Annotated in this window: 19 protein-coding genes; 8 read left to right on the forward strand and 11 right to left on the reverse strand. The window is 71.6% G+C overall.

What is annotated here, in order from left to right; genetic code table 11:
- Positions 1 to 344: 344 nt before the first annotated feature.
- Positions 345 to 2,345, forward strand: coding sequence for an ABC transporter ATP-binding protein (locus AC07BF_RS17235; protein WP_363587057.1), 2,001 nt, complete (start codon positions 345 to 347; stop codon positions 2,343 to 2,345).
- Positions 2,346 to 2,656: 311 nt separating this feature from the next.
- On the opposite strand, the gene AC07BF_RS17240 is transcribed toward AC07BF_RS17235, so the two are convergent.
- Together AC07BF_RS17240 and AC07BF_RS17245 are read right to left on the reverse strand one after the other, a co-directional pair.
- Positions 2,657 to 3,676, reverse strand: a complete 1,020-nt coding sequence (locus AC07BF_RS17240) for a JmjC domain-containing protein (RefSeq protein ID WP_400989556.1) — start codon at positions 3,674 to 3,676, stop codon at positions 2,657 to 2,659.
- Between the two features lie 39 nt (positions 3,677 to 3,715).
- Positions 3,716 to 4,762 (reverse strand): cytochrome P450, encoded by a 1,047-nt coding sequence (locus tag AC07BF_RS17245; RefSeq protein ID WP_400989554.1) that lies wholly within the window; start codon positions 4,760 to 4,762, stop codon positions 3,716 to 3,718.
- 473 nt (positions 4,763 to 5,235) lie between these two features.
- Here AC07BF_RS17245 and AC07BF_RS17250 point away from each other — a divergent pair, with 473 nt between their 5' ends.
- Positions 5,236 to 5,688 carry a DUF5990 family protein gene (locus AC07BF_RS17250; RefSeq protein ID WP_363587060.1) on the forward strand — a complete coding sequence of 151 codons (453 nt, stop codon included), beginning with the start codon at positions 5,236 to 5,238 and terminating at the stop codon, positions 5,686 to 5,688.
- A gap of 73 nt (positions 5,689 to 5,761) precedes the next feature.
- Here AC07BF_RS17250 and AC07BF_RS17255 read toward each other — a convergent pair whose 3' ends face one another.
- Both AC07BF_RS17255 and tsaD read right to left on the reverse strand, forming a co-directional pair.
- On the reverse strand, positions 5,762 to 8,047 hold the full coding sequence (locus AC07BF_RS17255) for a M9 family metallopeptidase (RefSeq protein WP_400803308.1): 2,286 nt from the start codon (positions 8,045 to 8,047) through the stop codon (positions 5,762 to 5,764).
- A 207-nt stretch (positions 8,048 to 8,254) separates the two neighbouring features.
- Complete coding sequence (gene tsaD, locus AC07BF_RS17260) at positions 8,255 to 9,307, reverse strand: tRNA (adenosine(37)-N6)-threonylcarbamoyltransferase complex transferase subunit TsaD (protein ID WP_400989577.1); 1,053 nt, start codon at positions 9,305 to 9,307, stop codon at positions 8,255 to 8,257.
- Positions 9,308 to 9,482: 175 nt separating this feature from the next.
- Here tsaD and AC07BF_RS17265 point away from each other — a divergent pair, with 175 nt between their 5' ends.
- The gene (locus tag AC07BF_RS17265; protein ID WP_363587062.1) at positions 9,483 to 10,085 is read left to right on the forward strand and encodes a superoxide dismutase; all 603 of its coding nucleotides are present in this window, start codon (positions 9,483 to 9,485) and stop codon (positions 10,083 to 10,085) included.
- 55 nt (positions 10,086 to 10,140) lie between these two features.
- Here the strand turns inward: AC07BF_RS17265 and AC07BF_RS17270 are convergent, their stop codons facing one another.
- From AC07BF_RS17270 to AC07BF_RS17285, 4 genes are all read right to left on the reverse strand, one after another.
- Positions 10,141 to 11,301, reverse strand: coding sequence for an XRE family transcriptional regulator (locus AC07BF_RS17270; protein WP_400989552.1), 1,161 nt, complete (start codon positions 11,299 to 11,301; stop codon positions 10,141 to 10,143).
- 3 nt (positions 11,302 to 11,304) lie between these two features.
- Positions 11,305 to 12,165: an NsdA family TPR-like regulatory protein gene (locus AC07BF_RS17275; RefSeq protein WP_400989550.1), complete on the reverse strand. Its 861-nt coding sequence runs from the start codon at positions 12,163 to 12,165 to the stop codon at positions 11,305 to 11,307.
- A gap of 319 nt (positions 12,166 to 12,484) precedes the next feature.
- Positions 12,485 to 13,675 carry a methyltransferase domain-containing protein gene (locus tag AC07BF_RS17280; protein ID WP_400803299.1) on the reverse strand — a complete coding sequence of 397 codons (1,191 nt, stop codon included), beginning with the start codon at positions 13,673 to 13,675 and terminating at the stop codon, positions 12,485 to 12,487.
- The gene (locus AC07BF_RS17285) at positions 13,672 to 13,845 is read right to left on the reverse strand and encodes a hypothetical protein (RefSeq protein WP_400803296.1); all 174 of its coding nucleotides are present in this window, start codon (positions 13,843 to 13,845) and stop codon (positions 13,672 to 13,674) included. Before AC07BF_RS17285 ends, AC07BF_RS17280 begins: the two co-directional genes overlap by 4 nt.
- On the opposite strand from AC07BF_RS17285, the gene AC07BF_RS17290 reads away from it, so the two are divergent.
- From AC07BF_RS17290 to AC07BF_RS17310, 5 genes are all read left to right on the forward strand, one after another.
- Complete coding sequence (locus tag AC07BF_RS17290) at positions 13,844 to 13,972, forward strand: hypothetical protein (RefSeq protein WP_400803293.1); 129 nt, start codon at positions 13,844 to 13,846, stop codon at positions 13,970 to 13,972. The two genes, AC07BF_RS17285 and AC07BF_RS17290, sit on opposite strands and share 2 nt — an antisense overlap.
- A gap of 67 nt (positions 13,973 to 14,039) precedes the next feature.
- Positions 14,040 to 14,891, forward strand: a complete 852-nt coding sequence (locus AC07BF_RS17295; RefSeq protein WP_400803291.1) for a helix-turn-helix domain-containing protein — start codon at positions 14,040 to 14,042, stop codon at positions 14,889 to 14,891.
- Positions 14,892 to 14,904: 13 nt separating this feature from the next.
- Positions 14,905 to 15,474 carry a class IV adenylate cyclase gene (gene cyaB / locus AC07BF_RS17300; RefSeq protein WP_400803289.1) on the forward strand — a complete coding sequence of 190 codons (570 nt, stop codon included), beginning with the start codon at positions 14,905 to 14,907 and terminating at the stop codon, positions 15,472 to 15,474.
- Positions 15,475 to 15,632: 158 nt separating this feature from the next.
- Complete coding sequence (locus AC07BF_RS17305; protein WP_400989548.1) at positions 15,633 to 16,451, forward strand: hypothetical protein; 819 nt, start codon at positions 15,633 to 15,635, stop codon at positions 16,449 to 16,451.
- A 114-nt stretch (positions 16,452 to 16,565) separates the two neighbouring features.
- On the forward strand, positions 16,566 to 17,039 hold the full coding sequence (locus AC07BF_RS17310; RefSeq protein ID WP_363587072.1) for a DIP1984 family protein: 474 nt from the start codon (positions 16,566 to 16,568) through the stop codon (positions 17,037 to 17,039).
- Positions 17,040 to 17,336: 297 nt separating this feature from the next.
- On the opposite strand, the gene meaB is transcribed toward AC07BF_RS17310, so the two are convergent.
- From meaB to AC07BF_RS17325, 3 genes are read right to left on the reverse strand one after another with little or no spacing between them, the layout of a single operon-like run.
- Positions 17,337 to 18,338 carry a methylmalonyl Co-A mutase-associated GTPase MeaB gene (meaB, locus tag AC07BF_RS17315; protein ID WP_400989546.1) on the reverse strand — a complete coding sequence of 334 codons (1,002 nt, stop codon included), beginning with the start codon at positions 18,336 to 18,338 and terminating at the stop codon, positions 17,337 to 17,339.
- 12 nt (positions 18,339 to 18,350) lie between these two features.
- The gene (scpA, locus tag AC07BF_RS17320) at positions 18,351 to 20,555 is read right to left on the reverse strand and encodes a methylmalonyl-CoA mutase (protein WP_400803280.1); all 2,205 of its coding nucleotides are present in this window, start codon (positions 20,553 to 20,555) and stop codon (positions 18,351 to 18,353) included.
- Positions 20,552 to 22,420 carry a methylmalonyl-CoA mutase family protein gene (locus AC07BF_RS17325; protein ID WP_400989544.1) on the reverse strand — a complete coding sequence of 623 codons (1,869 nt, stop codon included), beginning with the start codon at positions 22,418 to 22,420 and terminating at the stop codon, positions 20,552 to 20,554. Before AC07BF_RS17325 ends, scpA begins: the two co-directional genes overlap by 4 nt.
- Positions 22,421 to 22,546 lie beyond the last annotated feature (126 nt).

Consider the following 22,546-nt stretch of genomic DNA (forward strand, 5'->3'; position numbering starts at 1 on the left):
CGGGCAGCGCGGGCTCGGCCGGGATGTTCCTGTGATCGTCGGACCGCGTGCCCGGAGCGTGCCGCAGTCGGCCCCCGAATCGAACATCGCGGACCCTCCCGGTGATCGATTGCCACCAACTCGCCGCCGCCGACACGGAATCGCCCGGATCGAGTGAGACCGGCCGGGACACGCCGGACGGCCCGGCGGACCGCTGCCAGGATCGGGGTCCGCACCGCAGCAGGCCCTTCGCAGCGTGCCTTCCGGCACCGCTGCCGACCCCACACGCCCACTCGGCGGTGAGGGCTGCCCGCGCGCGGATCCGCTGCGGCCACCGGCCGCCGTACCAGGGAGCAGGGAGCACTGTGTCCGAACAGATCGTGAAGCCCGAGAGGCCCCACACCCCGCCCGACCGCACCCCCTCCGACCACGACCAGCCCGACCAGCACGACCAGGACCACGACCAGCACGACGAGGACCACGACCAGCACGACGAGGAGCTGCGCCTGCGCTTCCCCGGCGACCGCCGCGCCGAGGCCGGCGCGTCGATGTCGGCGAACGCGATGCTGCGCCGCCTCCCGCACCTGGTGCGCCGCGCGGTGGCGCTGGCGTGGGCGGCGGACCGGACGTCCACCGTGCTGCTGCTGGTGTGCCAGGCGCTGGCGGGCGTGTTCGGGGCGTTGGCGCTGTACGCGACGACCGGCACCCTGGGCGCGCTGCTGGTGGCGGGCCCGGTGGGGGAGCACCTGCGGACCGCCGCGCCGTCGCTGCTCCTGCTGACCGTCTCGGCCGCGCTGCGCGCGGTGCTGGGGGTCGCGGTGGTGGGGCTGTCCGGCCGGGTGTCGCCGAGGGTCACCCGGGAGGCGGAGCTGGCGCTGATCGCCGCCGGGTGCGCGGCCGAGCTGCGGGCGTACGACGAGCCCGCGTACAACGAGCAGTGGGAGGCGGCCGATCGGGGTGCCTCGACCACGCCGGACCTGCTCTCCAACGCCCAGGACGTGATCGCCTCGACGGTCTCGCTGGCCGCTGCGGCGGGTGTCCTGGCGACGCTCCATCCGTGGCTGGTGCCGCTGCTGCTGCTGGGTTCGGTGCCGACCGGGGTGGCGGCCGTCCGGACGGCCCGGATCCACTACCTGGCGGCCGTGGTCACCAACGAGGACCGTGGCGCGCTGCGCGTCTACCGCTGGTTCCTGATCGACAAGACCCGTGCGGACCAGGTCCGTTCGGACCAGGTCACGCCGTTCCTGATGGCCAAGTACCGCCGCGCCGGGGAGAAGATCGTCGAGGCGACGGACCGGGCGACCAGGGAGGCGGCGAAGGTCTCCCTGCTGGCCTCGCTGGGCACGGGGGCGGGCAGCGCGCTGGTCTGGGGCACGCTGCTGTACCTGGTGGCGAGCGGCCGGATCGACCTGGCGGCGGCGGGTACGGCGACGTTCGCGCTGCGGACGGCCTCGTCCGGGCTGCAGGGCCTGGTCGGCAACGGCGCCCGGCTCTACCGGATGGGCCTGTACCTGGACGACTACTTCACCTTCCTGGACGAGGCCGGCGGTCACCGGATCCGGCGCGGCGGGATCGTGCCGGACGCGCCGCGACTGGTGGAGGTCGTGGACCTCGGGCACGCCTACCCCGGCGAGCAGCAGGAGCCGGCGCTGCGCGGGGTCAGCATGACGCTGCGGGCCGGGGAGGTGGTGGCGGTGATCGGGCAGAACGGCAGCGGCAAGTCGACGCTGCTGAAGCTGCTGTCGGGCCTCTACCTGCCGCAGTCCGGCCGGATCTGCTGGGACGGCGTGCCGGTGGAGGAACTGGACGCGGACGGCATGTGGTCGCGGGTGGCCCGGGTGCCGCAGGAGTTCGCGCGCTGGCCGCTGGGGGCGGCCGAGAACGTCCACCTGGGGCACCTCACCGAGCAGGTGATGGCGGACGTGGAGCGGGCGGCCGCGCGGACGGGCTTCGACGAGATCGTGGCCCGGCTGCGGTCGGGCTGGCGCACGCTGCTGGCCCAGGGCTGGTGGGGCGGCGCCGAGTTGTCGGGCGGCGGCTGGCAGCGGGCGGCGGTGGCCCGGGCGCTGTACCGGACGGTGCGCAGCCCGGGGCTGCTGATCCTGGACGAGCCGACCTCGGACCTGGACCCGCGCGCCGAGCACCGCATCCTGCACGCGCTGCGCGCCCTCGCCCCGGGGCGGATCACGCTGCTGGTGACGCACAACATCGCCAACGCGGCGGTGGCGGACCGGGTGATCGTGATGGACCGGGGCCGGATCGTGCAGACCGGCACCTGGGCGGAGCTGGCGGCGCGCCCGGACGGGCTGTTCCGTGAGCTGCTGGACCTCCAGCGGGACCGGACGGTCCCGGCGCAGCGGGTTTAGGGCGTGTCTGACAATTCCCGCCGGGCGCGCGACGCCGGGCATCCCGCCTGGACGCACCGCCGAAACGCCCAAGTACGACCCAGTACGAGGACGCTTCGCCGGCACGCCCAGCCGGGCGCCCAACGCCGCGCGCTGATCCGCCGCGAATTGTCAGACACGCCCTGACGTCCTCGGCCGTCGAGGGCCGGTGCTGACCGTCCTCCGTACCGCCGTCGTCACGGCGGTACGGAGGACGGGCGGCGCCCGCCGGACGCGCGGGGTCTCGTTGCCGGCCCTGCGCCGGTGCGCCGGTGCGCCGGTGGGGCAGCGCGTCAGTGGGTGGTGCGTGCCGCGTCCCGCAGCCGGCGCCAGGTGCGGCTGACGGACGCCAGCCCGGCCCGCCCGGCGGCGGTCCCGCCGCCTTCCCAGGCCCGGGCCGCCTCGGCGAACGTCTCCGCGCGCTCCGCGTTCTCCGCCGCCGCCCGGGCCGCCTGTGCCTGCGCGGCCCGGGCGGTGAGCCGCACGTCCTCCGGTTCGATCATGTCGAGCCTCGCCCGGACGTGGTCGAGCAGCGCGGCGCAGGAGTCGTCGATCGCGGCCTCGCCCAGCGGGCGCGCCGGGAGGTCCAGCCCGTCCGTCAACCGCTGCTCCAGGGCGGCCCGCAGGTCCGGCACGGAGATGTCGCGGATCGTGAGGGAGAGGTGGGCGGAGAGGCCGGCGGCGCCGACCGCGCGGTGCGCGAAGCCGCGCGGGACGTAGAGCACGCTGCCGGGTTCGAGGACGCCGTGCAGGAGCCGCGGGGAGTGCTCGTCGTCGGGGAGTTCTCCCGGCGACCAGTGCGCCACGGTCGGCGCGTCGTGGACGTACCAGGTCTTGCGTCCGGCCGCCTGGAGGACGAACACGTCGGCGTCGTCACGGTGCACCGCGAGACCCTGGCCGCCGGCGGGCGTGACGAAGAAGAACGCCTCGACGCGCCGGTCGAGTTCTTCGGACAGCCGCGCCACCAGCTCGCCCGTCGGGCGGTGCCACTGGTCGACGCAGCGCAGCAGCAGCGTCGCCCCGGCGCCCAGGAGCGCGAGGACCTTCGCACGGTCGGCGAAGCCGTGGTACGTGGTGCCGTTGACCACGCGTGACGTGGTGTAGGCCTCGGGCGGGACGGTCACCTTGGTGGAGCGGACCATCTCCAGGTAGGGGGTGCGCAGCAGCCCCGTGTCGAAGGCGGCGTCCAACGCGTCCAGGTCGAACGGCGAGGCGAGTTCCTCCGGCGTGAAGACCGCGGGCTTGCGCTGCCACTGGTGGCCGGTGAAGCTCCGGACATCGCCGACCCAGTCGGCCAGCGTGGGCGATTCCATGGTGTGTCCCGTGGTGTCAGGGTGTTCGGGGCTCGTGGGTCAGGCCCTGGCCGCGGCGTCGAACCGCACGGAGAGCAGGGAACGCAGGGGGACGTGCGTCTCCTGCCGCGGGCCGCGAATGGCGAGCCGGTGGTCGAAGGCGACGTTCAGCAGGCGTTCGGCCAGGGGTACGACCAGGTGCTTGGCCCAGCAGCGGGCTCCGTCGAAGCCGAACGGCATGAACCCGGGCGTCTTCTCCGGGTCCGCCACCCCGGCCCACCGTTCGGGCCGGAACTCCAGCGGGTCGGACCAGTGCTCCGGGTCGCGGTGCATCAGGAGCGGGAAGAGCGCGACGCGGTCCTCGGGGCGGATCTCGGGGTGCAGTCCGGTGTAGGCGTGGCCGTCGTTGCGGAACAGCATCCACGCGGGTGGGAGCAGCCGCAGGGTCTCCCACAGGACCTCGGTGAGGTCGGCGCGGGCGCCCTCCCGCTCCCGGTCCGGCCCCATGAGCCACAGGGCGTTGCCGGCCAGCGCGGCGACCCCGTCGCAGAGGGTGGCCGTCGATCGCCGGTACAGCGCGATGGCCTGCCTCCGCTCCCGGGCGCCGGAAGCGTCGCGGATCTGCCCGGCCAGCGTGGTGCTCCTGCCCTCGGCAGCGGATCCCGGCCAGACGGTGACGGCGCGGTCGACGATCCGGGAGAGCCTGTCGGAGCGGGTGACGCCGCGTTTCGACAGGAGGGAGACCGGCAGGGGGTCGGACGCGAAGAGCCATCGGCGCAGGTAGGAGGTGGCCGCGTAGGGCCAGGCGCCGGACAGCCCGCGTGCCGGGGGCGGCGGGGTCCTGATGCCCGCCATGACGTCCTGGCCCAGCGCGCGGATCGTCCGGGTCGCGCTGTCGTGGTGGATGTCCGCTCCCGCGGCGGGCTTGTAGACCGAGCGCTCCGCCGACCGCACGGGGCGCGCCGCGACGATTTCGGCCATCAGCTCGCAGTCGGAGACGCCGACCGTGCGGGCGTCGATCCGGAATACCTTTTCTTCCCTGGTCAGCAGGTCCTGGATCTTCGGGGCGTAAACGATGGAATGGCTGCGCCCGGCTGTCGGCGCCATTTCCTCCACGAGAATCCCGCCTCCAATGAAATGGCGATGAAATGAGTTCTCCGCAGCCGGTGGAGAACTCCGGACAGGGAGCGGGTGGGGCACTCCGCCGCGCCGGGGGGGGCCACGGCATGCCCGGGGCCCCCGCCGCCGACGGTGCATCAGATGACGTGCAGGACCCACGCGTGGTTGGCGAGGTCCTCGTCACGCTTGAACTTCTTCACGATCGCCTTGATCATCTTCATGGGTATTCTCCCTTTCCGAGATTGCGGGCACAACGGAACAAGCGCCCGCGGCTTGGCGGAAATCCGACATTCCGGCCTGGAAGTCGAACTGGCTTTCATCTAACTCCGGACCTCAAGCGAAAGCTAGGTCCCTGACGGTCTTTTGACAAAGGATTCCCTGTTCCTCTGGTCGAGTGTGCGTCGCATTAGATGGCCGATCGTTATAACTTCCCGAGGCGCGCGGTGGGGGACCATATCGGTATGGAACTGAGGATTGAGGCCACCGACCTGCCGGGGCGTGAGTGTGCCGCCGCGCCGGGCTTCCCGGGCTACCGGGACCTGCACGTCGCCGTCCAACGCCGGGGTCGCCCGGCCGAGCTGCTCGACCTGTTCCCCGGTGACGCGCCGCGCGCCCACTGGTCGCTGGAGTGCGAGGCGAGGCCGACACCAGGAGGAGTGGACCTCACCGGCCGGTACGTGCAGGGCGGTCCCGGCGCCCGGTTCGTCTACCTGAACTGGGTGACCGGGAACGGGGACGGCCGGGCGCTGTTCCGCCGGGCCAAGCTGCTGCTGGCGGCGGTCGACCGGGAGGTCGCCGAGGCGGCGGTGGAGCGCGGCGTCCTGGTGGCCCGGCTGCGCCTGACGGACGCCAAGGGCCACCCGTTGTGCGCCGCCGTCCGCCCGCCCGTGGTGACCTGGTCGGCGGAGGGCTGAGTACGCGGCGTCCGAACGCGCGAGGAGGGCCCCGCCGCACGCGGGGCCCTCCTCAACGTTCGGTATGCGCAGGTCAGTTGTACGTGGTGGTGACGGTCACGCCGCCGAAGCCCTGCTGGGCGTAGAGGCTGAAGTACACCCAGCCGGACGGCGGGTTGGTGATGGTGAGGGTCTCGCCGTTGCCGGCGTTGGTGGACTTGGCCAGGTTCGACCCGGTGGTGGCCCACGCACCCCCGTTGTAGTAGAGGTCGGCGTTGCCGGTGCCGCCGCTGGTGGTGATGGTCAGCTGCTTCACGCCGGCGGGCAGGTTGAGGAAGCTGTAGCTGTAGTTGCCGGTGGTGGCGGCGACGCCGTCGCGGCGGCAGTTCTTGTCGTACTGCCGGGTGTCGCCGGCGGTGCAGAGCGGGGCCTGGCTGGTGGGCAGGCTGCCGCAGTTGTCGGCGCCGCAGGCCTTGAGCCAGGTGGCGAAGTCGGCGTCATACGAGGTGCCGATGGTGGTCTTGAGGAGGGCGCGGGCGCCGTTCCAGTCGCCGACGCGGTACTTGGCGAGGAGTGCGTCGACGTCCTGCGGGTGCGACTGGAGCATGTAGCGCACCGCCAGGTAGCCCCAGTTGTAGACCTTGGTGGAGTCGGAGTTGTCGTAGGTGTTGTCGAAGAGGGTGCTCAGCGCGTAGGTGCCCTTGGCGGCCTGCGCGACGGCGTCGTCGTAGTGGACGCCCCGGTAGCTGTACGAGACGTACTCGGCGAGGCCCTCGACCCACCAGACGGTCGGGGTGGTCATGCCGGCGGCGAAGTCGCCGTAGAAGTCGTAGCGGCCGTCGAGGTAGTGGGTGTACTCGTGGTTGAGGTTCCAGATCTGGAAGGCGGGGCGCAGCCAGGAGGCCTCGTGCGCGATGAAGCGGGCCTGGTTGCCGGCCTTGGCCGGGTCGCCCTCCTCGTACATGCCGCCGTTGTCGACGGCGATGCCGTACATCTCCCAGGCGTAGAGGCTGTACTCGTAGTAGTCGTCGAAGACGACGACCTCAAGACTGGTGTTGTTGTCGTTGGCGACCGGGCCCTTGTCCTTGACCACCTGGTGGAAGAACTGGTCCTCGTTGATCAGGCTGGTGCAGGTGTCGGCGAGCTGCTGCGCGGTCATGTCCTGGGCGCGGATGCGCAGGTTGGCGTTGCAGGTGTGGTCGACGGTGAGCACGAGCGGGACGAGCCGGGCGGGCAGGTCGCAGGTGCCGTAGTAGCTGCAGTTGCCGGTGTCCTTCTTCTCCGCGAACCAGACCAGGTTCATGGTGAGCGGACCGGTGGCGCCGACCAGCGGGTAGCGGTTGATCAGGTCCTTGACGATCGGCCGGCCCTGGGCCTTGGTGGCGTCGTTGGCGACCAGGTTGCCGATCTGGATGCCGATCGAGGTGACCAGGTCGGAGCCGTTCAGCTGGGAGCTGTTGCGGGTGACGAAGGACGCCATGGCGGTGGCGAAGGAGGGGTCGGCCTGGAGGGCGGCGGTGAAGGCCGGGAGGTCGAAGCCGCGCTCGATGACGGTCTTGGTGTTGCCGACGGCGTCGGCCATCGAGCCGGTCCAGGAGCCGGTGTAGTCGTTGAGCAGGCCCTTGACGACGCCGGTGTAGCGGGCGTTCTCCTGGGCGCTGTCGATCAGGGTGACGGCCTCGGCGAGGGTCGCGCCGTTCGCCTCGGTGACGTCCTTGCTGTGCGGGGCGGCGAAGAAGCCGTCAAGGGCGCCGCGGATGGCGGTCTGGAGGGTGGTGCCGTACGGGCCGACCACGTCCGAGTGGTTCCACTGCACGTAGTAGCCGGCGCGGAGGTAGACCACCAGCTGGCCGGCCGAGGTGGAGTCGTCGCCGGGGTAGGCGGCGGACACGTCGCGCAGGGCGTTGGCGACGGTGGCCATCTGCGCCTCGTTGAACGCGCCCTTGGCGTCGTTGCCGGTCAGGTTGTACAGGGTGTTGATGCAGCCGAGGTCGGCGGCCTTGACCTGCTGGACGAGCGCGGCACCGGTGTTGCCGGTGAAGGCGGACACGTTGCAGGCGGCGGCGGGGGCGGCGGAGAGCTGCTTGGCGGCCTTGGCGGCGTGCGCACCGGTGGCGCTGCCCGCCGCCGGGGCGGTCGCCTTGGCCTGCTGGTCCGCGGCCAGCGGGCGGGCGTCCTTCGGAGTGTCGGGGGACTTGGGCACCGGGACGGAGCGCGGCGCCGCCGCCTTGCCGGCCTGGGCCTGGGCCTTGAGGGTGGTGGTGGAGTCGGCCGTCGCGGCGTGTGCCTGCGGGGCGAACAGGCCGAGAGCGAGGAAGAACGCGGCGCCGAGCGCGGGCAGTTTCCGCGCCTGGGCCGTGGTTATCCGGAAGGGACGCATCTGTGGGGGCCTCCGGGGCCGTTGAGGGTTGCCGTGCGGTTGGGGGCACACGGGTTCCTGATGTGTGACATGTAAAATGGCACAGCGATTGCGGCCGGGGGAAGGCTTGGGAACGGATTCGCGTCGGGCGAGATCGAACCGTTGCCGGATCAACACGCCGTCAGGCCGGCGACGGGGGTGCGATCCGGAGCAAAAGCGGTGAAACCCTCAGGCGGCGGCAGTCCGCGCCAACGGCGTCAACGCCGCGAACTCCAGCGGCGCCGACGGATCCACCGACAGCTCCGCCGGAGCCGGCTCGGCGCCGGAGCGGACCAGCAGGTCGCCGATCGCCGCCACCATCGCCCCGTTGTCCGTGCAGAGCCTCAGCGGCGGCACCCGCAGTGCGATCCCGGCCGCCGCGCAGCGCTCCTCGGCCAGCGACCGAACCCGGGAGTTGGCCGCGACCCCGCCGACCACCACCAGGGTGCCGATCCCGTGATCGGTGCAGGCCCGCACCGCCTTGCGGGTCAGCACGTCGGCGATCGCCTCCTGCAACCCGGCCGCCGCGTCCGGGACGTACGGGTCCGAGCCGCCCGAGCGCTGCGCCTCCACCCAGCGGGCGGCGGCCGTCTTGAGTCCGGAGAACGAGAACGCGTACGGGTCGTCCCGCGGTCCGGTCAGCGGCCGCGGCAGGCGGACGGCCGTCGGGTCGCCGTCCCGGGCGGCCCGGTCGATCGCCGGCCCGCCGGGGTAGGGGAGGCCGAGGATCCGGGCGACCTTGTCGAAGCACTCGCCGGCCGCGTCGTCCAGGGTGTCGCCGAGGTGGACGATCGGATCGCGGGCGAGGTCGCGCACCAGCAGCAGCGAGGTGTGCCCGCCCGAGACGATCAGCACCACGCAGGGGTTCGGCAGCGGCCCGCCGTCCAGCGTCGCGGCGGCGACGTGCCCGGCCAGGTGGTGCACCCCGTACAGCGGGACGCCGAGCGAGAACGCGTAGCCCTTGGCCGCGGCCACCCCGACCTGGAGCGCCCCGGCCAGCCCCGGACCGGTCGTCACCGCGACGGCGCCGACGTCATCGAGTGTCAGCCCGGCCCGCACCAGCGCCTCGCCGACCACCGGCGCCATCGCGTGGACGTGCGCCCGGGCGGCGATCTCCGGCACCACCCCGCCGAAGCGGGCGTGCTCGTCCATCGACGACGCCACCGCCTGCCCGAGCAGTACGCCGTCCCGGACCAGACCCGCGCCGGTCTCGTCGCAGGAGGACTCGATCCCCAGCACCACCGGTGACCCTGTCACAGTCACTCACCCTCATCACTCATTACATGCACTCGCGACCATTGTGCCCGACGAGACGTGAGGAATAAGCAGGAGCCCATGCTTCGTTCCTGCAACTCATACGCAATAGTGTTGTCCCGGCACGATCATCACTGTTCATCGAAAGGGGCTGTGTCCCAGCATGGGCACCTACTCGCTTCCCGACCTGCCGTACGACTACTCCGCGCTTGAGCGGGCGATGTCCCCCGAGATCCTCGAACTGCACCACTCCAAGCACCACGCCGCCTACGTCAAGGGTGCGAACGACACCCTGGACCAGCTGGCCGAGGCGCGCGACAAGGAGCAGTTCGGCGGCCTGGTCGGCCTGCAGAAGACCTTCGCCTTCCACCTGTCCGGCCACGTGCTGCACTCGCTGTTCTGGCAGAACCTCTCCCCGGAGGGCGGCGACCGCCCCGAGGGCGAGCTGGCCGACGCCATCACCGAGCACTTCGGCAGCTTCGAGGCCTTCCGCAAGCAGCTCACCACCGCCACCACCGGCGTGCAGGGCTCCGGCTGGGGCATCCTCTCCTGGGAGCCGCTGGCCAAGCGCCTGATCGTCGAGCAGGTCTACGACCACCACGGCAACGTCGGCCAGGGCACCACCCCGCTGCTCGCCTTCGACGCCTGGGAGCACGCCTACTACCTGCAGTACCGCAACGTCCGCCCCGACTACGTCGAGAAGCTCTGGGACGTCGTCAACTGGCAGGACGTCTCGTCCCGCTTCGCGGCCGCCAAGACCGCCTGACCCGCACTAGGTGAACGGCCCCGGACCGGTCGGGCGGTCCGGGGCCTTCCTCGGGTCAGGAGAGCTGCAACAGCGCCTTCCGGTGCCGCCAGGCGAGCCGCAGGAGCGCCGCGCCGGCGGGCTGCATCGGCTCCGCACCGGTGAGGCGATCCACCTGCTCGGCTGTGAACGGGATGCCGGTCGAGCGCCCCGTCGCGTCGTCCAGCCCGACGCGGTGGCCCTCGTCGTTGGTCGAGACGATGCGCCGGAACGTCTCGTCGAACAGCTCGGCGTCGAACACGGCCACGGTGAGCATGTCGGTGACGAAGGTCAGCGGATCCATCCCGAGGCCCAGCCAGAACACCCGCAGGCGGCCGTCCTCACGTGCTGCGGTGAGCGACCGGTTGAGCGGCCAGGCGGCGTAGTCGATCGGCGCCCTGTCGCTCCCGTAGTCCTCGGCGTCACCGAGCAGTTCCTCGCTCAGCTCCCGCAGGATCGCCCGCCAGAGGTCGAAGTCGTTCCCCTCGTTCCACGGCGCGTCGTGCGAAGCCTGGAACATCCCGACCGGCATCACCTGGAAGAGACCCCCGCCGCTGGCGACCTTCTCGGGATCACGCCAGTGCAGCACGAACTCCGCTTCGCCGGTCCTGCGATCGTGCCGGATGGTCAGCGTACTGATGGCCGCCATGACCGGCCGGCGCGCGAGGTCGGTCGGATCGCCGATGGCAGCGCGGAAGGGCGTGGCGGCCCCGCCCGCCAGGACCGCCGCCGCGTACTCGTGCGCGACGGCCTCACAGATGTCGATCACGTCGAAGTACCGGCCGCGGCCGAAGGTCAGCGTCGGACCGCCCGCAGACGTCCCGACATCAAGCAGGCGGTAGCAGCTTCGATCCTCGAACAGCCTGGGCCTGGCAAGCTCCCGCACCGCGTCGGCGTAGCGGCGGTAGGCCGTTCCGCTCCTCCGGCGCGGGCGGATGCGGTCGAGCTCCGGCTCACCGCCGTCCAGGTCGGCCTCCGGCGCGTCCGGCACCCACCGCAGCCGGACGCGCTCCAGCGGCACCGGCTGCTTCGGAATCCAGTGCTGGCGAGCCAGCAGCGGAGTCCCCGGGACCAGCCGCTCGGGAGTGCTCTCGGCAAGGAGCCGATTGGTCAACTCGAAGCGGTGGTCGTTCAGGAAGCTCCGTACCCATCGCCAGTGCTCCCGGCTGTCGGACGGGCCCGGTCGGTCGTCTGCCACGATTCACCCTAACGTCGCGGCTCGTTCGTCGAGTTCCCCGGCACCGGCCACGTCACGGAGGCGGTAGAGGCGGGCCCGGAGGTCGCGGACGGCGTCCTGCACCTTGACCGAGCGGATGCCGTCCGCGCAGTCGAGGAAGTCGTTCCAGGACGCGAGGGCACCGTCGACGTCGTCCTGCCGGAGACGGACGGTGCCGAGGTCGGCGAGGACGATCGCACGGGTGCGGCGGCGGTCGAGGCCGTGGATGTCGAGCGCGTGGTGGAGGTGTTCCTGCGCGCTGGTGTGGTCGCCGAGTCGGGCGAGGATCATGCCGGACTCGTGAGCCCACCGGCCGATGCTGTAGTGCGAGGCCCACGACTCGCCGGGCGTGCCGGTGGCCCGTTCGATCGCGCTCTGGGACGCGGCGAGCGAGCTGGTCGCGGTGCGCCGGTCGCCGTCGAGGGCTGCGGCGTTGGCGAGGGTGGCCTGGTAGTAGGCCAGGGATCGGGAGTCATCGAGGTGTTTGGCCTGGTCGACGCACTCTTCCGCTATCCGTACGGCGGTGGGCCTGAACCCCAGGTCGATGGCCTGGACGGCCAGACCGCGCAGGGCGGTGGCGGCCAACTCGGCGTCGCCGGCCTCGGAAGCGAGCCGGAAGGAATGCGCGTAGTACTGCTGGGCAGCGTCCTGGTTCCCCTCGTCCTGGGCCATCCACCCGGCCAGGTGGACGAGTTGGGAGGTCGCCGCGAACAGCTCCCGGCCGACGGCTTCACTCCAAGTCCCGTCCAGCCAGGGGGCGACGTCGTCGTGGAGGTAGCGGACGGCCAAATGGCGGGCATGGCCGCCACCGAGTTCGGCGGCCGTGTCGCCCAGCGACTTCGTCATCTGGCGGATCGCTGCGACCTCGCCCCGGCCGACCTTCACTGTGCTGCCAGTCTTTCCCTGTACCCGCCGCAGGACGGCATCAAGGTCGGACAGGCCCAACGCCGCAAGCGCGTACGCGCTGGAGGCGGACACGAATCCCCGGCGATCCACCACGTCCCTCCGGCTCAGCTCGACAGCCGATCCACGGTAACGCCAATTCCACTCTCTACATGCCCAGTTGTCGGCTTGTTGACCACCTGGAACATCCGATCGGTTCCAGGCAGGCAGCCCCGGACTGGCGGTCCGGGGCCGTGCTGAATGAGACGGGCAATCCACTCCGCTACGGCAGGGGCCACGTATTCGTCGGGTCGTCCAGCCAGGCCTGATGGCCTCCGGGGCCGATGGTGAGGCCGAGGCGGCTCGGCCCGGGGCGGTCGTTGTCCAGCCACCAGCGGTGGGCGGCCTCGACTTCGTCCCACAGGCGGCGCGGGCCGTGCTGCCACACCGTGTACCGCTCGGTGTTCTCGGTGCCGTCCCAGTCGACGGCGGCCCAGGAGCCGCCGTCGGTCGTGGCCACCCAGAGGCGGGTCTCGACGTCATCGAGATCGGGGTCGTGGTGCCAGGCGTACCAGAGGTCGCCGAGGCGGTGCCCGAGGGCGAACTGGGTCTCGAACTCCGAGTCGGCGACGGCCCAGGGGTCGAGCGTGGTCGTGGACTCGTCCGGTACGTGCTCGTCCATGACGACGTCCCGGAAGAGGCGGAGGTCGCGGCGCTGGGTGCGCATCAGCATGAAGGCGCTGTCGGGGGTGTAACGGCCGGTGGCAGTTCCGTCGTTGCCCACGGTGAGGCGGAGCAGGCCGCCGTGGCTCCAGTCGTCGCACCAGGGGGTGAGGATGACGCCGCCGGGCCTGGTCTGTTCGATCCAGGCGTACGGAACCCGTCTCACCGAACAGGTGGCCACCACACGGTCGAACGGTGTTTCGCCGCTCCAGCCGAGGCTTCCGTCCCCACAGACGACGGCGGGAGCGTAGCCGTTGGCCTTGAGGTTGGAACGGGCGAGTTCGGCCACGGTGGGGTCGATCTCGATCGTGGTCACGTTGGTGTCGCCCAGCCGGTGGGAGAGGAGTGCGGCGTTGAACCCGGTGCCCGCGCCGATCTCCAGGACTCGCATCCCCGGTGCGAGGCAGAGGAGTTCGAGCATCTGGAAGACGATCGACGGAGCGGAGGCCGAGGAGGACGGTGAGGCGTCGGCCAGATCCTCCGGCTCCTGCCCGTCGTTGATCTGCGTCACCACGGGTTCGTCCGCGTACGCGGCGGCGAACCAGCGATCGGGCTCGTGCCCGCGATCGCAGGGCGCGAGAACATCGTCGTCGCCGCTCAGCCAGATGCGGTCGGGGAGGAAACGGTGGCGCGGTGTTGCTTCGGCGGCCTTGCGCCAGTCGGGGGTCAGATCGCGGCCGAGGTGCCGGGAGACGGCAAGGAGCAGGCCGCGCACGCCGGCCTGCTCCAGGGCCTGGTGGTGAGTTGTCACTTGTTCTCGTCGCCGCCCTTGCCGTGCTTGCCGCCGGCCTTTCGCGACTGGTGATCCTGATTCTGCGGGGCCGTGCTGAAGTCCTTGTCGCCCGCGTGCTTGCCCTGCCCGCCGTCGTTGTCCCCGCTGCCGCCACCGGAGCTTCCGTCCTTGCCGGTTCCCCATCCCATGGGTACCCCCTACCTGTTCGCGATGGTTGTCGTGGTGCTGCTGGTCGTGCCGATCATCGGGGTCATCGTCGACCAGGCGGCCGAGCGGACTCGGCCCGTGGTCACGGATCCAGACTCCCGTTACTGACCGTCAATACCAATATCCAGTGGGTAATCTCGCCGTGGGATGGATTCACCGATGAGGGGCGCGTCTCGTGGGTACCGCACTCGAACCGATCAAGCTGGCCGACCTCGCCTGGCAGAGCGAGGAAGTGTGCCGTGCGCTGAGCCGCCGCGATATGGCAGCCATCTTCCGGTACGTTCAGCGCCATAGTGGGGCCAGTCAGGCCCGGTTGGCCGTGCAAGTGGGTATGACCCAAGGTCGTGTGAACGAGATCATCAATGGCCGTCGGCTCGTTACGAAGCTCGATGTCTTCGAACGCATCGCGGACGGGCTCAATCTCCCCGACGGTGCGAGGCGCCTCCTTGGCCTGGCGCCGAGCCCGAACGGTCGACGCTCGCCAGGATCAGCCTTCGACCTGGTGACTTTCCCCGAGATCGCGCGCGTCTACAGTGACCAGGCCTCTGCGACTGCCGAGATCCAACGGGCCGCCCGGTCGGCCACTGAACTGGACGTCCTCGCTGTGCGCGGTCTCGGGCTCCTGGCTCTGCGGGACTCCCTGCTGCGCCAATACCTGGACTGGAATGGGGATCCCGCCCCGCGACTGCGGGTGTTGCTCCTCGACCCGGACTCGCCGGCAGCTGAGCGGCGCGCCGCCGAGATCGGCGAATCCACCGAATCGCTCGCGGGCGGCATCCGGCTTGCAGAGGCCCGACTGCGAGAGCTGGCCGGGTACGGGCGGGTTGAGGTCTACCGGTACAGCGCGGTGCCGGTGTGGCGGATCATCAGGCTGGATCGGACTCTCTTCGTCGGAGCTTTCGACGCGGACTGGGAAGGACACGAGTCGGCGACCTATAAGGTTCTGGCCACCCCGCACGGCCCCCTGTACCGGGGCTGGCGCAGGCAGTTCGATGTGATGGTGGACGGCGCCGAGCGCGTGATCTGACGGAGGGGCGAGGATGGCGATCGAAGCGGAGCTCAAGGCGGTCGTGCGCGACCCGGAAGGCGTGCGCGAGCAACTGGAGGCCCGGCACGGTGCCGGCCGCGCCGAGGTCTACCGCGACACGTACTACGACGCGCCGGACGGCAGCCTGATGGGCACCGATCGCGAGTTGCGGATCCGTACCGTGCACAGCCCGGACGACACGCGCACGGTGCTCACGTACAAGGGGGCCCGGGTGGACGAGGCGTCCGGGTCGAAGCCGGAGTCCGAGACGAAGGTCGAGGACGCCGATGCCGCGCACGAGATCATGCGGGGCCTGGGCTTCACCCCTCGCATCGCGTTCGAGAAGCGGTGCCGCAACTACGGCTTCCAGCGCGACGGAAGGCGCCTGCTCGCCACGTTCGTTCGCGTTCCCGAGTTGGACGACGCCACGTTCATCGAGGTCGAGACGACGGCCGCCACGGAGGCCGACCTCGCGCCGGCCCTCGCCCTGGTGCGTGCGGTGCTGGACGAACTCGGCATCAAGGACGACGACTTGACCACTGAGCTGTACACCGACGCGGTCGCGGCGGCGCGACCTGCCTGACCGCACGGCTGAGCGGGCCCGCTGGCGGCCCATCCCGGTACTCATCCGCCGGGATGACGGCCTCCAGCCGCGTACCCCATCCGAGCACGATTTCCGCCAGCCAGGCGTCGGCGTCAAATGTGGTGGCGGCCCGTGCCGGGGGTGGTCATTCTGGGCGGATGGGTGATCGTGCGAACTTCGTCGTTGTCCGCGAGAGCGGTGAGTTCGAGCTGTACCTGTCGCGGTTCGGGGCGGTAGGAATCGACCTCGACCTCCTGGCCGGGCCGGCGGAGGTTCTCTCGATGGTCCGGCACCTGAGAGCGGTCGACTGGTGGCTGGACGATGTGCACTGCCAGGGTGCGGCACTGATCGACCTCGGGCGGAAGGTGTTGATGCTGTTCGCCTGGGAAGGGCCGAGCGCCGAGATGCGCCACCGGGCAGCCACGCTGGAACTGTTGCAGGAGGCGTGGGCGGGGTGGGACGTCCGGTGGATGTACGACGGCCCGGCCGAGCTGCGGACGTACCTGGGGCTGGACCCCGAACACGTCCGTGCCCGTGGGTGCGGGATTGCGGTGGGGCCGCTGCTCGAACCGGGCGACGAGGAACTGGCTGACCCCGAGCCGATGGTTGCGGTGGTGACGGTCGGGACGGAGCACTGCTACGTGTTGGCGAACGTCAACGACCATCCGGTCCGGGAGGGGGCTGCGCTGCTCGACCGACTGGCGGGCGGCCCCGAGCACGGGGTCTGCCGGGCGTCGGCCGATGCCGGCATCCACGTCGATCCGCTGCGCCGGTGGGTGGGCTGGTGGGTGCTCGGGGCGGCGGCGGAGGCGTACGAGATGCCGCGGCGATGGCCCGGTTGGACGGTGGAGTTCTGGCAGGACCGCTGGGAGGAGCACGTACTGGCGGCGCCCGGACGCTTCTCGCCGCCGCCGGTCGACCGCGCGAGGGCGCTGGCGGACGTGCGGGCAGCGGCCGAACGCTGTCGAGGGGCGTGAACCCGCCCGGCGCCCGCCGGGTCGGTCCGGCCGGCTCCACCCCTCTTGCCGAGCCGTCAGGCACCGATGTGCATACTTGCCGGACGATCAGCAGGACGTAGAGGTGATGACGCGGTGAAACTGGCTGAAGCGCTCGCGCAGCGCGCGGCTGCGGTGCGGCAGGTGGAGCAGTTGCGGGCGCGCGTCGTCGGCAGTGCGCGCTACCAGGAGGGCGAGGAACCGGCCGAGAGCGCGGCGGAGGTCCTGGCCCAGGCCGGGGAGGCGCTGGACGAGCTGGAGCGGCTGATCCGTCAGATCAACCGGACCAACTCCACCTCGCTCATCGAGGGCGGCGGCACGCTGACCGACGCCCTCGCCCGCCGGGACGTCCTGCGGCTGCGCCACTCGGTGATCACCGCGGCCGCCGACGCCGCCTCCGGGCGCGACCAGCGGGGAGCCGTACGGCAGTTGCGGTCCGAACTCAGGATCCTCTCCGCCCTGCCGGTCGCCGAGCTCCATGCCCAGGCGGACGCCCTGGCGAAGGAGATCCGCGAGGTGGACACCCTGATCCAGCGCACCAACTGGGAGATCGACCTGATCGAGGACTGACCCCACAAGCTGGGTGGGGGAAGCAGGTAGTCGCCACGGAGGCGTGCACACACCGCGGGCCGGCGGTTCATCCGGCCCCTGGCGCGTGAAGAGCAACGCAGGGGTTCGATTCCTCACCGAACAATGCAGCTCAGCATCGCGTACAGGTGACAGAGCACACCGCACAGCTCACCACCACGTGCAGATCCGGGCGACGAGGGCGGGAACGGGGCGCCCCACACCCGGTGCGAGGGCCGTGCACACCGGCACGGCCCTCGTACCTGTTCCTCCCCGGAGCCACCCGAGCAGCGCCTCCCGTCAGGGCGTGCCGAACAAGCCGAAGAAGCTGTCGAGGATCTGCTGCGCGGCGAGCCCGGCCGGCATGGTGCCGGCGCGGACCTGGGTCTCCAACTCGACCGAGAGCCGCCGCACTTCGGGGTGTTCGTGCAGCCGCGCGTAGAGCTGGTCGTGGACCATCGTCCAGGTCCATTCGACCTGCTGGTCCCGCCGCTTCGCGGCCAGCGCACCGGTGGCGTCGAGGACCTTGCGGTGTTGCTGCAGCCGCTCCCACAGCACGTCGAGTCCGGCGCCGTCCCGCCCGCTACAGGTCAGCACCGGGGGCGTCCACGCCGCGTCGGGAGCCTGCAACAGCCTTAGGGCGCCCGCGAGTTCGCGGGCCGCGGCGCGAGCATCCGTCTCGTGCGGCCCGTCCGCCTTGTTGACGGCGATGACGTCGGCCAGCTCCAGGACGCCCTTCTTGATGCCCTGCAACTGGTCGCCGGTGCGGGCCAGGCTGAGCAGCAGGAAGGTGTCGACCATCCCGGCGACGGCGGTCTCGGACTGGCCGACTCCCACCGTCTCGATCAGGACCACGTCGTAGCCGGCGGCCTCCATCACCACCATGGACTCCCGGGTGGCCTTGGCGACGCCGCCCAGCGTCCCGGAGGTGGGCGAGGGGCGGACGAAGGCGTGCGGGTCGACGGCGAGGCGTTCCATCCGGGTCTTGTCGCCGAGGATGGAGCCGCCGGTGCGACTGGAGGTGGGGTCGACGGCGAGCACCGCGACCCGGTGGCCGAGCCCCGTGAGCATGGTGCCGAAGGAGTCGATGAAGGTCGACTTGCCGACACCTGGCACGCCGGTGATGCCCACCCGGACCGCGCCGCCCGCGTGCGGCAGCAGCCGTTGGAGCAACTGCTGCGCGAGCGCGCGGTGGTCGGGCCGGGTGGACTCGACGAGGGTGACGGCGCGCGCGATCCAGGCGCGCGAGCCGTCGAGGACACCCGTCACATAGCTGTCGAGGTCGATCGTCCGCGGAGGCATACGATCAAAATCTCACAGCTCGTGGCCGAGGTCGGCCGCCAGCGAGGTGAGCAGGTCGTAGGCGGCGTCCGGGATGACGGTGCCCGGCGGGAAGACCGCCGCCGCTCCCGCCTCGTACAGCGCGTCGAAGTCCTGCGGGGGGATCACCCCGCCGACCACGATGGTGATGTCCTCCCGGCCGGCCTCGGCGAGCGCGGTGCGCAGCGCGGGGACCAGGGTGAGGTGCCCGGCGGCGAGCGAGGAGACGCCGACGATGTGCACGTCCGCCTCGACGGCCTGGCGGGCGACCTCGTCGGGGGTCTGGAAGAGCGGGCCGACGTCCACGGTGAAGCCGAGGTCGGCGAAGGCGGTGGCGATCACCTTCTGGCCGCGGTCGTGGCCGTCCTGGCCCATCTTGGCGACCAGGATCCGCGGGCGTCGGCCTTCGGCCCGCTCGAACCGCTCGACCAGGTCGCGGGTGCGCTGGAGGGAGGCCGAGGGGCCCGCTTCGTCTCGGTACACACCGGAGATGGTACGGATCTGGCCGCTGTGCCGGCCGTACACCTTCTCCAGGGCGTCCGAGATCTCGCCGACGGTGGCCTTTGCCCGGGCCGCGTCGACGGCCAGGTGCAGCAGGTTGCCGTCGAGCGAGCCGCCGCGCTGCGGGCCGGCCTCGGCGGCCCGGGTGAGCGCGTTCAGCGCGTCCTGGCAGACCGCCTCGTCGCGCTCCTCGCGCAGCCGGCGCAGCTTCTCGATCTGGCGGGCGCGCACCGAGGAGTTGTCGACCTTGAGCACGTCGATCTGCTCGTCGCTGTCCACCCGGTACTTGTTGACGCCGATGACCGGCTGGCGGCCGGAGTCGATCCGGGCCTGGGTGCGGGCGGCGGCCTCCTCGACGCGCATCTTCGGGATGCCCGCGTCGATGGCCTTGGCCATGCCGCCGGCCGCCTCGACCTCCTGGATGTGCTGCCAGGCACGGCGCGCCAGGTCGTGGGTGAGCTTCTCGACGTAGGCGGAGCCGCCCCACGGGTCGATGACCCGGCAGGTGCCGGACTCCTGCTGGAGCAGCAGCTGGGTGTTGCGGGCGATCCGGGCGGAGAAGTCGGTGGGCAGGGCCAGCGCCTCGTCGAGCGCGTTGGTGTGCAGCGACTGGGTGTGGCCCTGGGTGGCGGCCATCGCCTCCACGCAGGTGCGGGTCACGTTGTTGAACACGTCCTGGGCGGTGAGCGACCAGCCGGAGGTCTGCGAATGGGTGCGCAGCGACAGCGACTTGGCGTTCTTCGGGTCGAACTGCTTGACCAGCTTCGCCCACAGCAGCCGGGCCGCGCGCAGCTTGGCGACCTCCATGAAGAAGTTCATGCCGATCGCCCAGAAGAACGACAGCCGCGGCGCGAACGCGTCCACGTCCAGTCCCACGTCCAGGCCCGCGCGCAGGTACTCCACCCCGTCGGCCAGGGTGTAGGCCAGCTCCAGGTCGGCGGTGGCCCCGGCCTCCTGGATGTGGTACCCGGAGATGGAGATGGAGTTGTACCGGGGCATCTTCTGCGAGGTGTACGCGAAGATGTCCGAGATGATCCGCATCGACGGCTGCGGCGGGTAGATGTAGGTGTTGCGGACCATGAACTCCTTGAGGATGTCGTTCTGGATGGTCCCCGCCAGCTTCTCGGGTGCCACCCCCTGCTCCTCGGCGGCCACGATGTACAGGGCCAGGACGGGCAGGACGGCGCCGTTCATGGTCATCGACACCGACATCTTGTCCAGCGGGATGCCGTCGAAGAGTTGGCGCATGTCGTAGATCGAGTCGATCGCCACGCCCGCCATGCCGACGTCGCCGGTGACGCGCGGGTGGTCGCTGTCGTAGCCGCGGTGGGTCGGCAGGTCGAAGGCGACCGAGAGGCCCTTCTGGCCGGCCGCCAGGTTGCGGCGGTAGAAGGCGTTGGACTCCTCGGCGGTGGAGAAGCCCGCGTACTGGCGGACGGTCCACGGCTGGTTGACGTACATGGTCGGGTACGGCCCGCGCAGGTACGGGGCGATGCCCGGGTAGGTCTCCAGGAAGTCCAGGCCGGCCAGGTCCGCCGTGGTGTACAGCGGCTTGACGCCGATGCCCTCGGGGGTGTCCCAGACCAGCTCGTCGACGTCCTTGCCGGTGGACTGCCGCCAGGCGGCCCGCCACTGGCCGTCGGTGACGTCCCCGGAGGGATCCCCGTTCAGCCCGATTCCGGTGAAGTCGGGGATCATCGTGCCACTCCGATCTGGTCGAGCAGGGAGGTGAGGACGGCGATGGCGTCCCCGCCCGCGTGGATGAACTCGTCTACTCCTGCCGGGGTTTCGCCGAGCCGACCGGCCAGCAGCACCCGTTGGGCTCCGGCCGCCCTCAGCGCGCCGGCGACGGCCTCGGCGTGCTCGCCGTACTGCGCGTCGCCGGAGCACAGGCAGGCGGCGGTGGCGCCGGAGGCGGTGAAGGCCTCGGCGAAGGCGGCCGGGTCGACGGACTCCAGCGAGGTCGTCGCGATGCCGCCGGCCTGGAACAGGTTGGCGGCGAAGGTGGTGCGCGCGGTGTGCGCGGAGGCGGTGCCGATCGAGGCCAGGAACAGCTTCGGCCGCTCGCCGGTGGCCGCGAGCTGCGCGTCCGAGCGGTCGCGCAGCGCCTCGTACGCCTCGGCGCGGCGCACCTGCGGCAGCCCGCCGCCCGGTGCGGCCGGGGCCGGCTCGCGGACCAGCGGCTGTTCGTCCAGGTGTGGGAACTCGCTGACGCCGGTGACGGGTTCACGCCGCTTGGCGAGCTTGACGGAACGCTCCGCCCAGGTCGCGGCGATCCGCTCGCGGACCGTCCCGTCGGTGAGCGCCGCCTGCTGGCCGCCGGCCCGCTCGATCTCCTGGAACCAGGCCCAGGCGGCCGCCGCCAGCTCCTCGCTCAGCTGCTCGACGTACCAGGAGCCGCCGGCCGGGTCGATCACCCGGGCGAGGTGGGACTCCTCCAGCAGGATCGACTGGGTGTTGCGGGCGATCCGGCGGGCGAAGGAGTCCGGCAGGCCGAGGGCGCTGTCGAAGGGCAGCACGGTGACGGCGTCGGCGCCGCCCACGCCGGCGGCGAGGCAGGCGACGGTGGTGCGCAGCATGTTCACCCACGGGTCGCGGGCGGTCATCATCACCCGGGAGGTGACGGCGTGCTGGCGCTGCGCCGAGGCCGCCGCGGAAGCCCCCGACACCTCGGCGACGCGGGACCAGAGGCGGCGCGCGGCACGGAACTTGGCGATGGTGAGGAACTGGTCGGCGTCGGCCGCGTAGCGGAATTCCAGCTGGCCGAGCGCGGCGTCCACCGACAGCCCGGCGGCGGTGAGCGCCCGCAGGTAGGCGACGCCGGTGGCGAGCGAGCAGCCCAGCTCCTGGGCGGGCGAGGCGCCGGCCTCGTGGTAGGGCAGGGCGTCCACGGTCAGCGCCCGGACGCCGGGGTACTCGGCGGAGCAGCGGGCGGCCAGCGCGGTGGCCTCGGCGAGCAGCGCGGTGGTGCGTCCGGTCTCGCCGGTGCGGGCCTGGAGGCCCAGCGGGTCGGCGCCGAGGTTGCCGGCGGCGGCACCGGGGGAGACCTCGCGCTCCTCGTACAGGGCGAACAACTGCTCGGCGGCGGCGGTGAATTCGGGCCCGGCGTCGAGTGCCACGGCGGCCAGGTCGAGGTACACGCCGGCCAGCGTCTCGGGCAGGGCCGTGACGGGCAGGCCCGTGCCGCCGAGCTCCAGCCAGAGCGAGCCGACGCCGTTCTCCAGATCGGCCAGGACCGCCTCGTTGGTGCGCCGGCGGTCCGGGTCGGTGTGCCGCTGGCGGACGTCCCAGCCGGCGACGGCGGCGCCCTGCGGCCGGCCGCCGCGGACGAACGGGGGGAAGCCGGGGTAGCCGGCTTCGGCCGGGGCGTCCTCGGCGGTGTACAGCGGGCGGGCGCGCAGCCCGTCCGGGAGTTCGGTGGTGAGCGCCCGCTCGGCGGCGGCGCCGTCCGCGGGGTGCGCGCCGGACTTGCGCAGCACGCCCTCGACGAGCTGCTGCCACTGCTCGCGGTGTGCGGCCGGGAATTCGGCGGCGAGGGGGAGCCCTTCGGGCAGGACGTTCATGACCGCAGGTTAGCGCTCGTTCGCAGGCCCGCAGGAGGGGCGGTCCGTGTGACCTTTCCCTCGATTTGGCACGTTCTCAGCACTCCGGGCGGCGAGGAGTGCCGCGGACGGCGGCACCCGAGGTCA

The organism is Kitasatospora sp. NPDC043950 (assembly GCF_056435345.1).

Bases quoted from the DNA above. Each gene is read 5' to 3' on its own strand.
- AC07BF_RS17240 (WP_400989556.1), bottom strand. From the start codon at position 3,676: ATGGAATCGCCCACGCTGGCCGACTGGGTCGGCGATGTCCGGAGCTTC.
- AC07BF_RS17245 (WP_400989554.1), bottom strand. From the start codon at position 4,762: ATGGCGCCGACAGCCGGGCGCAGCCATTCCATCGTTTACGCCCCGAAG.
- AC07BF_RS17250 (WP_363587060.1), top strand. From the start codon at position 5,236: ATGGAACTGAGGATTGAGGCCACCGACCTGCCGGGGCGTGAGTGTGCC.
- AC07BF_RS17255 (WP_400803308.1), bottom strand. From the start codon at position 8,047: ATGCGTCCCTTCCGGATAACCACGGCCCAGGCGCGGAAACTGCCCGCG.
- AC07BF_RS17265 (WP_363587062.1), top strand. From the start codon at position 9,483: ATGGGCACCTACTCGCTTCCCGACCTGCCGTACGACTACTCCGCGCTT.
- AC07BF_RS17275 (WP_400989550.1), bottom strand. From the start codon at position 12,165: ATGACGAAGTCGCTGGGCGACACGGCCGCCGAACTCGGTGGCGGCCAT.
- AC07BF_RS17290 (WP_400803293.1), top strand. From the start codon at position 13,844: ATGGGTACCCCCTACCTGTTCGCGATGGTTGTCGTGGTGCTGCTGGTC.
- AC07BF_RS17285 (WP_400803296.1), bottom strand. From the start codon at position 13,845: ATGGGATGGGGAACCGGCAAGGACGGAAGCTCCGGTGGCGGCAGCGGG.
- cyaB (WP_400803289.1), top strand. From the start codon at position 14,905: ATGGCGATCGAAGCGGAGCTCAAGGCGGTCGTGCGCGACCCGGAAGGC.
- AC07BF_RS17305 (WP_400989548.1), top strand. From the start codon at position 15,633: ATGGGTGATCGTGCGAACTTCGTCGTTGTCCGCGAGAGCGGTGAGTTC.
- meaB (WP_400989546.1), bottom strand. From the start codon at position 18,338: ATGCCTCCGCGGACGATCGACCTCGACAGCTATGTGACGGGTGTCCTC.
- scpA (WP_400803280.1), bottom strand. From the start codon at position 20,555: ATGATCCCCGACTTCACCGGAATCGGGCTGAACGGGGATCCCTCCGGG.
- AC07BF_RS17325 (WP_400989544.1), bottom strand. From the start codon at position 22,420: ATGAACGTCCTGCCCGAAGGGCTCCCCCTCGCCGCCGAATTCCCGGCC.